This is a genomic window from Klebsiella sp. Q11 (assembly GCF_964241505.1).
GTDB lineage: Bacteria > Pseudomonadota > Gammaproteobacteria > Enterobacterales > Enterobacteriaceae > Klebsiella > Klebsiella michiganensis.
Genome location: NZ_CAXSXW010000003.1, coordinates 123182 through 135997 on the forward strand (window position 1 = coordinate 123182; position 12816 = coordinate 135997).

General features: G+C 54.2%; 12 protein-coding genes and 1 pseudogene. 5 read left to right on the forward strand and 8 right to left on the reverse strand.

Annotated features, from left to right (window positions below):
- The first annotated feature begins 3 nt into the window (after positions 1 to 3).
- A complete protein-coding gene (locus tag ACESQ2_RS05265; protein ID WP_014228773.1) occupies positions 4 to 1245 on the forward strand; it encodes an alanine--glyoxylate aminotransferase family protein in 1242 nt (413 codons plus the stop codon).
- Complete coding sequence (gene hpxK, locus ACESQ2_RS05270) at positions 1242 to 2504, forward strand: allantoate amidohydrolase (protein ID WP_373170204.1); 1263 nt, start codon at positions 1242 to 1244, stop codon at positions 2502 to 2504. Before ACESQ2_RS05265 ends, hpxK begins: the two co-directional genes overlap by 4 nt.
- 64 nt (positions 2505 to 2568) lie before the next feature.
- Here hpxK and ACESQ2_RS05275 read toward each other — a convergent pair whose 3' ends face one another.
- Positions 2569 to 4278, reverse strand: a complete 1710-nt coding sequence (locus ACESQ2_RS05275) for a pectate lyase (RefSeq protein WP_373170205.1) — start codon at positions 4276 to 4278, stop codon at positions 2569 to 2571.
- 68 nt (positions 4279 to 4346) lie between these two features.
- Positions 4347 to 5048, reverse strand: a complete 702-nt coding sequence (locus tag ACESQ2_RS05280) for an oligogalacturonate-specific porin KdgM family protein (protein WP_025106232.1) — start codon at positions 5046 to 5048, stop codon at positions 4347 to 4349.
- Positions 5049 to 5740: 692 nt separating this feature from the next.
- On the opposite strand from ACESQ2_RS05280, the gene ACESQ2_RS05285 reads away from it, so the two are divergent.
- The gene (locus ACESQ2_RS05285; protein WP_046877422.1) at positions 5741 to 6289 is read left to right on the forward strand and encodes a helix-turn-helix transcriptional regulator; all 549 of its coding nucleotides are present in this window, start codon (positions 5741 to 5743) and stop codon (positions 6287 to 6289) included.
- On the opposite strand, the gene ACESQ2_RS05290 is transcribed toward ACESQ2_RS05285, so the two are convergent.
- Positions 6286 to 6765 (reverse strand): DUF2938 family protein, encoded by a 480-nt coding sequence (locus tag ACESQ2_RS05290; RefSeq protein WP_077259594.1) that lies wholly within the window; start codon positions 6763 to 6765, stop codon positions 6286 to 6288. The two genes, ACESQ2_RS05285 and ACESQ2_RS05290, sit on opposite strands and share 4 nt — an antisense overlap.
- Before the next feature lie 83 nt (positions 6766 to 6848).
- On the opposite strand from ACESQ2_RS05290, the gene ACESQ2_RS05295 reads away from it, so the two are divergent.
- Complete coding sequence (locus ACESQ2_RS05295; RefSeq protein WP_049071303.1) at positions 6849 to 7247, forward strand: MerR family transcriptional regulator; 399 nt, start codon at positions 6849 to 6851, stop codon at positions 7245 to 7247.
- Between the two features lie 154 nt (positions 7248 to 7401).
- Here ACESQ2_RS05295 and ACESQ2_RS05300 read toward each other — a convergent pair whose 3' ends face one another.
- From ACESQ2_RS05300 to ACESQ2_RS05315, 4 genes and pseudogenes are all read right to left on the reverse strand, one after another.
- Entirely contained in the window at positions 7402 to 8466 is a 1065-nt protein-coding gene (locus ACESQ2_RS05300) for a hypothetical protein (protein ID WP_373170207.1), read from the reverse strand.
- A 48-nt stretch (positions 8467 to 8514) separates the two neighbouring features.
- Complete coding sequence (locus ACESQ2_RS05305; RefSeq protein WP_373170208.1) at positions 8515 to 9093, reverse strand: hypothetical protein; 579 nt, start codon at positions 9091 to 9093, stop codon at positions 8515 to 8517.
- 329 nt (positions 9094 to 9422) lie between these two features.
- Positions 9423 to 9539, reverse strand: a complete 117-nt coding sequence (locus ACESQ2_RS05310; RefSeq protein WP_260456420.1) for a hypothetical protein — start codon at positions 9537 to 9539, stop codon at positions 9423 to 9425.
- Positions 9497 to 9701: pseudogene (locus tag ACESQ2_RS05315) on the reverse strand (hypothetical protein). Before ACESQ2_RS05315 ends, ACESQ2_RS05310 begins: the two are co-directional and overlap by 43 nt.
- 1209 nt (positions 9702 to 10910) lie before the next feature.
- On the opposite strand from ACESQ2_RS05315, the gene ACESQ2_RS05320 reads away from it, so the two are divergent.
- The gene (locus tag ACESQ2_RS05320) at positions 10911 to 11813 is read left to right on the forward strand and encodes a GGDEF domain-containing protein (protein WP_046877418.1); all 903 of its coding nucleotides are present in this window, start codon (positions 10911 to 10913) and stop codon (positions 11811 to 11813) included.
- Position 11814: 1 nt separating this feature from the next.
- Here ACESQ2_RS05320 and ACESQ2_RS05325 read toward each other — a convergent pair whose 3' ends face one another.
- Positions 11815 to 12648, reverse strand: coding sequence for a helix-turn-helix transcriptional regulator (locus ACESQ2_RS05325; RefSeq protein ID WP_014228781.1), 834 nt, complete (start codon positions 12646 to 12648; stop codon positions 11815 to 11817).
- Positions 12649 to 12816: the final 168 nt, after the last annotated feature.

The window sequence follows — 12816 nt, forward strand, 5'->3', positions numbered from 1 at the left end:
AAGATGGATATCACTCAGTTTCCGCAACTCAATCCGCCGTCGCGCCTGCTGATGGGGCCCGGCCCGATTAACGCCGACCCGCGCGTGCTGCGCGCCATGTCGAGCCAGCTGATCGGCCAGTACGACCCGGCGATGACCCACTATATGAACGAAGTGATGGCGCTGTACCGCGGCGTATTTCGTACCGAAAACCGCTGGACGATGCTGGTGGATGGAACCTCAAGGGCCGGGATTGAGGCGATCCTCGTTTCGGCTATTCGGCCGGGGGACAAGGTGCTGGTGCCGGTGTTTGGCCGCTTCGGCCATCTGCTGTGCGAAATCGCCCGCCGCTGCCGGGCGGAAGTGCACACCATTGAAGTACCCTGGGGTGAGGTATTTACCCCGGACCAGGTGGAGGATGCCATCAAACGTATTCGTCCGCGTCTGCTGCTGACGGTGCAGGGCGACACCTCCACCACGATGCTGCAGCCGCTGGCGGAGCTGGGGGATATCTGCCGCCGCTATGACGTACTGTTTTACACCGACGCCACCGCTTCGCTGGGCGGCAACCCGCTGGAAACCGACGCCTGGGGGCTGGATGCGGTCTCGGCCGGGATGCAGAAGTGTCTCGGCGGCCCGTCCGGCACCTCGCCGATTACCCTCAGCGCGCGCATGGAAGAGGCGATTCGCCGCCGCAAATGCGTGGAAGAGGGGATTCGCACCGATGCCCACCGCGACGGCGACGAGGAGATGATCTACTCCAACTATTTCGATCTCGGCATGGTGATGGACTACTGGGGGCCGGAGCGCCTTAACCATCATACCGAGGCCACCACCGCGCTGTTCGGCGCCCGCGAATGCGCGCGGCTGATCCTCCAGGAGGGGCTGGATAACGGCATTGCCCGCCATAAGCTGCACGGCGACGCGCTGGTCAAAGGCATTCAGGCGATGGGGCTGGAGACCTTCGGCGACCTGAAACATAAGATGAACAACGTGCTTGGCGTCGTTATCCCGCAGGGTATCAACGGCGACCAGGCGCGCAAGCTGATGCTGGAAGATTTCGGTATTGAAATCGGTACCTCGTTCGGCCCGCTGCACGGCAAAGTGTGGCGGATCGGCACCATGGGGTACAACGCGCGTAAAGACTGCGTGATGACCACGCTCAGCGCGCTGGAGTCGGTGCTGAACTATCTCAAATTCCCCACCACTCAGGGCGCGGCGATGCAGGCCGCGTGGGATCACTATCGCAGCGAGAGCGCCCAATGAGTCCAGCACAACGCCAGCAGGCGGAAATGCAGCAGGCCGCGGCGCGGGTGATGGCCCGCGCCGATGAGCTGGCCGCGATCAGCGAAACGCCGGATGCCCTGACCCGGGTTTATCTCTCCCCACAGCATCTCGAGGCCAACCAGCGGGCGGCGCGGTGGATGACCCAGGCCGGAATGACCGTCTGGCAGGACAGCGTCGGCAATATTTGCGGCCGCTACGAGGGAGAGCAGGAGGGGGCGCCCGCCATCCTGCTCGGGTCGCACCTTGATACGGTGCGCAACGCCGGGCGCTACGACGGGATGCTTGGCGTCCTGGCGGCGATCGAAGTGGTGCACGGTCTGCATCAACAGGGGCGGCGGCTGAAACAGGCCATCGAGATTGTCGGCTTTTGCGATGAAGAGGGGACGCGCTTCGGTATTACGCTGCTCGGCAGCCGCGGGATAACCGGTACCTGGCCCGAGAGCTGGCTGGCGCAGACCGATGCCGACGGCGTCAGCGTGGCGCAGGCGATGGTGCTGGCGGGGCTGGATCCGGCGCGCATTCATCTTGCCGCCCGCCGCCCGGAGGAGATTGCCGCCTACCTGGAACTGCATATCGAGCAGGGGCCGTGCCTCGAGCAGGAAGGGCTGGCGCTGGGGGTGGTCGAGGCGATCAACGGCGCGCGTCGCCTGAACTGCCGCTTTACCGGCGAGGCGGGACACGCCGGGACCGTGCCGATGAGTCATCGGAAAGATGCGCTGGCCGCCGCCGCCGAGTGGATGGTGCGGGTAGAGACCCTGACCCGCGAGCAGGGCGGAAACCGGGTCGCCACGGTGGGTACGCTGCGCTGCGCGCCCGGCGCGGTTAACGTGATACCCGGCGACGTTACGCTGACCCTGGATATTCGCGGGCCGCACGACCAGCCGCTGGATGCGCTGCTGGATACGCTGCTGAAGGAGGCGCAGGCCATTGCTTCTCGTCGCCAGCTGCGGTTCAGTGCCGAAGAGTTTTACCGTATTGCCGCCACCTCCTGCGATAGCGGATTGCAGCAGGTATTGAGCGAGGCGGTGCAGGCGGTGCAGGGGCGTTCGTTGACGCTGCCGAGCGGCGCCGGGCATGATGCCATCGCCATTGCCGAACGCTGGCCGTCAGCGATGCTATTTGTGCGCTGCAAAGGCGGCATCAGCCATCATCCCGCCGAGTCGGTCACCGCCGACGATGTGGCGCTGGCGATAGCGGCCTATTCGCGCGCGGTGTCGGCGCTGGATGCCGGGAAGTAGCGGCTATCGTTTCGCTTCTGGTAAACCGGGCATAGCGCAACCCCCACCACGGTGGGGGCCTGTTTTATCTTTTGCCGTTCGGTTTAAGCTGTTCGCCGGGTCTGAGCCTGAACAGCTCGTCATCTCGGGTGGAGTAGCGAACCGTCCCGTCAGCCAGCCGATAAGCACCCTCGGTGAATCCCGCGCCGTTCAGGAACGGCGCCACCGCGTCCGGCGTGTTGCGGAAGGCGGCTTCCAGGGCGAGAAGCGCATAGGGGGCAATACTATCGATACTGGCATATTCGGCCTCAGGGTCATCGACAAAAAAGCCGTTGAGGCGCTGCTTGTTGATGATGTTCGCGCCGATGCGATCCGCCAGCGTCAAATAGTCCTGCTGCCCGGTGGCCTGCCACAGGTCGATAAGCGCGAAAATCGCATACGGCTGATGGTTCTCCGTTTGGCTATTCAGCCTGCGGTTCGCGCCGCCGGGTTCACCGATATCGCCTAAACCCTGGCCTTTCGCGATGCCGCGGGCGACTTTCCAGATGGCACGATCCGGTTCAAGCGTCCAGGCGCGGGCGTAGGAGAGAAGAAATTCATTTCCCGCCGGATAGGCTTTGAGCACCGTGCCTTTTTTCCCATAATAGCCATCGCGTTTTAACACGTAGCCGGAGAGATCCGTACCGTTGGCCAGCATCGGGCGGAAGGTATTGTTCTGCTCATCGTAAGCGTAGGTCGCGAAGGCCTTGAGGCCATCAAGGGTCCATTTTTTGAGATCGTCACCGTCTTTGCCGAGCGATTTTGCCAGGGCAAGCTGCATCAGCGCATTTTCTGAGTAGAGCGTGCTGGTCCGGCCCTTCAGCAGCATATTGCCCTCCAGCGCGTCCGGGCCCAGTTCGGGGCCAAACTGCCGCTGCGCGCGGTCGCCGTATTTCGAATGCGTGTCGCTGTCATCGGTGGTGTCGCCGCGTTTTAGCGGTTGGGTAAACTGGTAGACGCCCAGCCCGGTCTTCTTATCTCGCGGCAGAACGTACTGTTCGGCCAGACGCTTCGCCCACCTCAGCGCGCCAGCGTCACCATCGTATTGATAGAGCAGCGATGCGGAGTAGATAAGGTCATTGCCGGCATTGAGAAAGCTCAGGCCCTTGGTGGCGAAAAAGGGCGGCTGTTGGACAAAATCACTTTGCCAGAGCGCGCCCATCGCTTTGCCGTACTCCCCGTGACGGCTGGTTTCCAGCGTTTTCCAGTCGTAAACATGAGCGTTCCAGAAAGCCTTGATAAAGCGCGCGGTGGCCTTGTCATCGACGGCAAACATCATGTCGTAATAGGGATACGCGTTCTTAAGTTCATGGACCATCTCCTTTTCGCTCGGGCCTTGAGGCTGCAGCGTTTTCAAATCAACAAAGCGATGGCCTCCCCACAGCAGTAGCCCGCTGGCGTCCTGATAGTGGTCAAAGTAGTAGCGAATATTCTTCGCGACCCGCTGCTTATATTTTGCTTCGCCGGTCAGGTTGCTTAACCCTACCAGCACCCGCATCAAGTTTTGCTGGGCCGAGAAGTTCGACAGCACGGTCACTTTACCGTCCGGAAAGACCCATTCCATTTGCTTGCCGGTGCGAGGATCCACGCCATTGGCCAGCAGAGGAGAGTGATGGCCGTACCGATCTCCCGCTTTATCCAGCACGACGTCAGCGAACTGCTTTACGCTGCTCAGGCGCGCGTTCTCCTGGGCGCCAGCACTCAGTGAGAAGAGACTCAGAGCGCCCAATGCCAGGGTGATTTTTGCAATTTTCATTATTATCCTCTTAATGAAAATAAGGGTTTAATAAAACCCTTATTTATTATCTGGCTGACAGGAAGTTATCAGAAGGAGTATTTCACACCAACGCGATAACGCGTTTGGCGTTCATCGGTGGCTTTACTGCCGGAAACGTTGCCGATGGCCATATAAGGAGACCAGTTTTTATCAAATTTATAGGTCAACTTAAAATCATGGGTCCAGTCATAGCTTTCGTTATCCGCTAAAATAACCCCCGCGGAGTTGGCTTTTTTATAGTCCAGTTCATAATCGAGCTGATAATCTTTGAGGAATTTCCAGGAAAGAACGCTGGTCAGATTATATCCGTTCTCCGAGGTGTCTTTAGACGTGCCGATATTGCCTGAATTGCGCTTGTAGTAAGGTCGGTAGCGCAATGAGGCACTGACATCGTCGGTCAGATTCGCTTTACCGCGCAGGTAGGGACGATAGTTGTTTGAGGACGAACTGGTATCCAGAGAGAAGCCGGGCTCAATCTGGAAGGTTTTATTTATTTTATGCACATAGCTCGCCACCACTTCGGTGCCGTTACTGACGGTTTCATCATAGGCTTTATTTTTATCCTGTGAACCTTTCCATTTCCCTTCCAGCGACAAGCCAAAGCCATTGGCAAAACGGTGAGACATCAGCAGTCTGTCTTTATGATTATTGCCGGCTTTGTCATTGGTTTCATGACGATAATCAAATGTCACCGCGTGGGCAGCAATACTGATAAAAGGGATCGTGACTAATAATAAGGAACGAAACATAGGGTGCCTCTACTTTTTTTATTTTCCAAAGGTACAAGAAATTACCTGCCGTAAAGCAGGCAGAACGATACAAATGAAATTATTAGATGGTAGTGTGGTGCCGGGTGCCTCCCGGTGAATCAGGCGCTGACTTCCTGATTCGTCTATAAAAACGAAACGTCGATGAGGGTATTCCTCAATTCAGCATGACCCCGCCGCTTAGGGGGATTCACCACACATTATTCTTTATTCCCTGGCGATGACTAATTAGTACCACCTGTAATTTTATTGAAAATTACTTTTACACAAAATGAAATGATGTTTTGAGATCGAGATCTGAATATTAAAAATAGAGGGTAAATATTTTTTATGTCATTTATAAAGATAATCCTAATAATTAATTATTCTTTTAAATCAGCGTGTTGGGTGGTTTTCTTGGGTTTATTTTGCGTTTTTATTTGCGAATATAAGGATTTTTTGTGAATTGACGGTAATCTTATTCCTATATTTTTAAGCGCTCAATTTGTTAAGAATTAAAAATACTTCGATGGTTTCAATGGTTAAACCGAAGCCAGTACTGCCAATCCCTTTTAGCTAAACGAAAGCTAAACGGAAAAGAGGGCGGTATTGATCTGCCAGACTGACGACATAACACTCTCAGAAAAGCGTCCATATGGAAGGATAATAAAAGACGGTAACCTCGGGACTTCAAGATGACTATTCATGGAAAGGATCGTGTATTTATTTCTGGCGTTGAGAATATAGTGCAGGAGCTGAGCGATGGCGCGGATGCGGGATTAAGCAACTGCGTGTATGTCACCTGCGGGATGGATATCCAGGAGATATATACTTTGTTCTTTCGCCATCCGCCGGAGCACTACGCCATCTTCATCACCTCTGAGCGCCATTTTGAGGCCATCAACCGGCTGTTTCCGGGCCTGTTAAAGCTCTGTTTGTCAGAGAGGTTGACGGTCGAAGAGCTGCGTCAGGCGTTAAAAGTGATGGGCCTGTTATCGGCCCAGAACCAGAGCGTTGCTTATCTGCCCGATACGTTTAATTTTACCCATGCCGAGCAACAGATCATGAGGCTCAGCTTACGCGGCCATTCTCTGGATGATATTGCCCGTATTCGCGGGGTCAGCCCGTCCACGGTCAGCGTCCAGCGTACCCGGCTGATGAAGCGTATGGGGACCAACAGCCTGCAAGAACTCTGCTCCCTCTATGCGGCTATGCGTACCCAGCGACCACCGTTGTCCGGCTAAGCCCACGCTCTGATAGCCAGTGCCGCGATATAGAGCCCGAATCCCCAGGCCAGATGTGTGAGCACGCTTAGCAAGCGAGCCAGCCACGGGCGAGGTGTTTGCGACGCCGCAATGCCGAAGCCCAATGCGGGCTGAAGAATGATGAACGGCGCAAATAACGTTAACCCGCCTGCCAGCAGGCCTCCCGTAAGCGAGGGGACATCCAGCCAGACGGCGCCGTACAGTACCAGAGGGACAAAAGCAAAAACGATCCCGGTCAGGTAGTGAAATACCCAGCCGGTAAGCCTCTCCCCAGCGATTTCCGGCGTTGAGACGATGGTGCGATGGCGAAGCTTTCCTCTGGATAGCCATAATATCCAGCGACCGACCAGGGCATAGTTCAGCGGCGGTATCTTGAGGAGGTCTTTTTGACACCATGACCACAAATCCATAATCAGCGTCGCGCCCATACCCGTTATGACAGTTTTAACAACAATAATCGTATCCAGGGTGTACTCCTTTTCCAATCAATGACAGGCTGGTAGCCAGTGTGCAACTTAAAGCGAGGTTTAAGTCAACGATGAAAGCGCTGGATATCCGACAAATTGCCGACCTCTCAGGCGTTACCCCCTCAGCCTTGCGGTATTACGAAAAAAAGGGGTTAATTCAGCCTGTTGGCCGTAATGGTTTGCGAAGGCAGTATCATGAAAATGTGCTCAATAAGCTGCAGCTCATTGCGCTGGGGCAGGCGGCAGGGTTCACTCTGGATGAACTTGCTGCGATGTTTGGTACCGCATCAGCGTTAGCGATAGACCGGGCGCAGCTACACCAGCGCGCAAAAGAGATTGACGCCACCATTCGCAGGCTGCGGCTGTTAAGCCGCGGGCTGAAGCACGCTGCGCGCTGCACGCAGCCGGAGCATAGGCATTGTGAAGAGTTTAAAAGGATTGTCGCGAGAGGGCTGAGGCTGGTCAGCTAACGAGAATGAGCGGGCCTACGGTTTTTCGCGACGCAGGCCGGAAACGCCGGGAGGCCCGGAGGCGGCACATCCCGGTCCGGGCTTCCCGGCCCGCGTAATCCCGAAAGCGATGCCGCGGTGGGATTCAAAGCGCGGTAAGTTTTTCCGTGTTGAATCAGACTGGCCGCAAAAAGAATGTTGTGGGTGTTTTGCCATTTCCACTGGCTAGTCGTTGATGAGGGACTGGTTTTTGATTATCGGCAATGAGCATTATGTCGTTACCTTCGCATTCCAGAACCAGATAAATATGATCGTAACCGTGGCGCGCCGCGGGACCGCAGGTGGAGCCGACATCGCCGGGCCGTTGTTCACCCACAGAAATGACTTCCCATTGTCGTTTATCACGAAGATAGTTGCCCAACGCTAATGCCTGCGTAATATCGGGAACGGCAATCCCTCCGGCCTGTAACAGGTTAGCCAGGTTCAGGGCGCAACCATCATGCGGCCACTGCTCATGGGCTAATTTGAAAAGCTCAATCGCAGCGACGGCCTGAACGTTTTCATAACGAAGCGGCGTTTTGGCAATATTGACTACGTCGAGCATTTTTTCTTTGTCGCTCAGCGGCGCGATGCTATCGGCAAACATCACTTGAGGCGTATGTAGCGTAACAAATGTCTGGAATTCCTCCACGGCATCACGTCGCACGTGAGAAATAACCATCGCGGGGTTTACGATGGTACCGCACCAGCTGGTGCTGAAACGCAACAATCGGGCACAATACTCTATCGCCAGCGGGTGGTCTGTTTTCATTTTTGTAATGAAATTTTCAGCGGTATCAATGTCATGCTGTTTGGCAAAATTCCGGAGTTCCGCCTTTCCATTGCCGATACTGTCAAATGACACCTGAAACGCCCCGGTTTCTTCGCTTTCGATATGAGCCTGTGAACGAGCGTTGTTGGAATCAACGCCGGCATCCCAGCGCCAGTCTGATTCAAACCCCGCCTGAACGCGAAGCACTTCACACATGACGGCTTTACGGTGTAAAAGGCTGGTGTAAGGCCCTAAAGCCCCTTTCATTACGGCATAGATATCATGAAGCTTATTTTCAGCAAAAACCTCATCAGGTAAAGCATTTAAAGTATCGACTAACTGTTCTAAAAACGCTATCGGTGGACGACCATGCTGCGTGCTGACGGGATAGCGAGTCGCGATGAATATACGCTTGTTGATAGTATCCATAAAACTCTCCTTCATGACGGTGACGAATATTGAGATAGTGTCTTAGGTCTATTTACTCGAGGTTAAGCCCTGAAAGAGAGAAGAAGCTTTATTTACCAGGTAAGGCGCAAATAATGTCATCCCGGCTATCAGGAATTTAATGATTTCACCCAGAGCATCAGGGTTGGATATTTTTCTATTGTGGCCAAAATCAAGTAGCAATAACGAGCCGAAGCCAATATACATAAACAAAATAACCAGCATGCCGATTAGTGCAATGAGCCGGCTCGAACTGGCTTTCATCTCTTTGACCAGAAGCGGTTTGCCCGCAACGTCATAAAGCGGTTTCTTTGTCACGGTATCAGTGCCGTCCGTGGTGGTTTTAACCTCTTCGGTAGCGGATAATTCAACGTCTTCCGAAAGCGCATCGGCTAAAGACCACGCTTCAGGAAGCGACTTGCGGATGACTAAAATAGAAAGCAAGGTACCAAAAATAACGATGAAAAATACAAGGTAAATTAAATAGTTGTCGATGCTATCACCGCAGGGCTGCTGAGCCTGACAGGATACATCATTAGCGTGAACTGCGGCAGAGAGAAAAAACAAAACGATTGCCGATGCTGATGTGCGTCTTTTTAGCAAAAACATAAGTATATTCCTCACCAATATAAAGTTTATTTATATGTGGCATGCGAAGATAAAGTCATATACGCGGATATTTCTACTGACTACAGGATACTCGCTTATTCCCGTTTGCTATGCCGATAAGATGATTTCTTTTTTCTGACCTCCACCGCCTCTCTTTAGCGGGTTTTATGAAAAGCCACAGGCAAGCCGGTTGCTGACGTGCTCTCCGGACCGGCTGGCAGCAAGCAAAAACCACGTGGTTTAATGATACGCGGCCCCGCGTATAAGGTTCAGTATAATGGTGGTCATGGCATCCACATTCATTCAAATGAATGAGCGAGCAAAATAAATCAGCGATAAATAGCCCTGAGAATGAGCAGGAGCTCGGACTGATTGCGGGTATGCGTTTTTCGGTAAAGCGCGCTCAGATGGGTTCTGACGGTGGTGATGGCGACGCCCAGATGCATGGCGCATTCATCCGCAGTCATCCCTCTGAGCAGCAGCTCTGCCACCGCATTTTCGGCGGGTTTGACATTAAACAGCTCCATGAGCGCGCTGCCGCTGAGGAAGGGTTCAGGGATGATAATGCAAGTCGTACCGGGAATGCTGGGGGACGGGATGACCAGAATCGGTTTTGGCTGCCGTCCGGCGGTGTAGCATAATCCTGCCCGCGGACGCGCCTCCGTCCGGGTGGCCTGTTCAATGGCATGCCGCAGTTTTTTGCTGTCCGTATTCAGGCTTAGGGTGTCAGCGCCGACAGACCAGATCGCTTTGTGGTTCGCGCGCTGGTAATGTTCGGCCTGGGTGCTGGCGTAAAGCATTTTCCCCGCGCGATCCACCAGCCAGACCGGGTAGATACCGTTATCCATAACGGCACTCTGATATTTAATCGTGTCACGAAGTTGTTCAAATCTGGCATGAAGCTGGCTGGCGGAAATTAACGCCGGGATGAGACGCCGGAACCGGTCAAATTGTACCATCTGCGGATAGCTGGCTTCATTAGCCGTCATCAGCGATAAATACGTGGAATAACCGTTGACGGTACACAATTTGACGCTGGTCAGATAATTCAAATCATTAGGATGATGAAATTCATTATAATAAACGCTGTTAGCAATAAATTTATCCCCTAAAAACTCCCTGTCTCTGTACATCTGTCCTACAGGTAACCCCGTCAATATTTTTTCGGCAGGATCTATTGCCAGAAAGACATCCCGATAGGCCGTAAAGACTTTTTCATCAAAGAGTAATGAATCCGTCATGAGATGCGCATTACCTTTATCATAATAAAGCAATGCCGCGTACTGATGTCCTGTCAGTAACGATAGTTTCTGCAGCGCGGGTTTCCAGAACTGGGGATCCAGCGCCGCCATCAGAATAGTCTCCAGGATTTCTATATATAAGAGCTCCGGATCAATGGCCATAACGACACCTTATATTTAGCGCTTAACCGGCAGGACACGGCTGATGAGGCGGGTACTATCAGCATAGTTGTGGCAGATAAATAATGGCAATCCCGATTCAGCCAGTTGGTATGGAAATGCAAAAACGGCGCGGAAACCCTTATTTTACGATGGGCTTCCTGCGGTTTATGAAGTTTATCCCTGACCCCGGCGTGGCTTTGATGAATATTCTCCCATCGCCTGCTGATGCAATCCTCTGCTCCCAGACTCTCGCGCTTGCGCGAACCCGCTTCGATAACAATTTCATCTCATACGGAGCATGGGATAGGTGGAAGTCCGCGCCCGTCGCCCGGTATCGCACCTTTACAGTTCGCGCAAACGCTCTGCGCTGCTATGCTAAAAACCCGGCAAGCCGCGCTGTAATGAGACCTGACCATGCCCGAACGCGAAAAAAACATCCATATTCAACCCTCTTCCTCTATCTCTCGAACGCATATTCTTCCGGCAATGTTGGCGATCGTCGCCGTATCGAGCCTGTGCGCGTTCGTCTCGCCGCCGCTGGGGCCGTGGCGCGAAATTTTGACCAATCCAGGGATGTATATCGATCTGCTGGCGCTGCTATTTCTGCTGTTTATGCTCTGGAGTTCGACCAAGGTGCGGATGAACCACGTGGCGGTTAACTGGGTACGCTACGGCCTGCTGCTGTGGATTGCCGGCGGTACGTTCGATCTGATGGACGAAATATTCCACCAGCCGCGCTGGATGGGGTACTACTGCGAAGATCTGCTGCGCCTGTCCGGCATGCTGCTGAGCGCGGTCGGGGTCTACAAAATTATTGAGCGCATCAATCTCCTGTACGTCGACGCGCGTTCGCAATCGCTCAAGGATGAGCTGACCCAGCTGCCCAACCGTCGTTTTTTTATCGACACCATTCGCGAGAAGGAGGGGCGCAGGCTGGCGCTGATGATTGTGGATATCGACTACTTCAAGAAAATTAATGACACCTGGGGTCATCTGGTGGGGGACGAAGTGCTGTTTGCCCTTGGCAAACAGCTGGCGAAGCTTACCAGCGATAAGGTGTTGCCTTCGAGGATTGGCGGAGAAGAGTTTGCCATTATTGTCGATGGCCTGTCGGCGCAGGAAGTGGATGAACTGGCGCAGTCGATTTTGCAAAACGCCCGCGCGATCCTGATCAACCACGATAACCCGCTGTCGATCAGCATTGGCGTCGGTCTGCGCCATAAAGACGAGCCGCAGAACCTGTTTATTAAAAAGGTCGATGACGCGCTCTATAAGGCGAAAAATAACGGTCGCGGGCGGGTCGAGTGGGCCGTCTGAGTCAGCCCTGCTGCGCGCTGCGGCAGTGGCGACGATATTCGGAAGGCGAGCGCTCGGTGTAGCGTTTAAACACCCGGCAGAAATAGTTGCTGTCGACAAAACCGCAGTTGTGGGCGATCTCTTTGACCTTGAGGTCGTAGCCGCGCAGCAGCTTTTTCGCCTTTTCCAGGCGGACGCTGGTGAGAAACTCATTAAAACCGACGGAGCCGGATTTCTGGAATATATGCGACAGGTAGTTGGGCGTAATATGAAAGCGCTTCGCTACCGACTCGCGGGTCAGCGGCTGGGTGAGATGCTCTTCGAGATAATCCTGTACCGCCAGAAACAGATCGCGGCTGCGGCTGACGCGCATCTCCAGCCCGACCAGCTGCTCAAGGCAGTGGCTCAACAGGGCCGCGACCACCAGCCTGGCGGTAACCGGGTCCGGCTGCAGGCAGATTTCATTGAGCGACAGCAGCAGGTAGGAGCCCACGCGCGGTCCGAGGCGGGCGACGTTCTGCTTTTCCGTGCGCAGCTGCTTGCCGTCCCAGTGCTGAACGCAAAACCCGAGCTTCTGGCGACCAAACAGAATGCTTAACGTCGACGCCGGCGCGGTCCATTCCGGCAGCGTCCATTTACCCGCCTGAACGTAGAGCACCTGCGAGGCGGAGAGCATTGTCTCCGACAGCGGCAGCCCGCTCTCCTTAAGCTCACCCTCAAGCACAATTTCCAGCCGTGGAAAGGGCACCTTAAACGCCAGCGCGGGCTCGGAGATATCCGGGTCGGGGAACCTGACGTGCAGATTATCTTTCTGATTTACTAAACGATTTAAAATATCCGCCAGATCGTCAATCATTCCGTATGCCTTAGAAGAGAGCAATTATCCTGTTGATTATAATCTATTTTATCTGCGCAGGCTTGTTCTGTGTCAGGCGGCTTGGCTAATGATTGCCCTGCAGGAAGGGGGAAAAAGCTGGATTTTGATGGCCATCACACTTTTCCCTGCCGCGTACGCTCGTCCAGT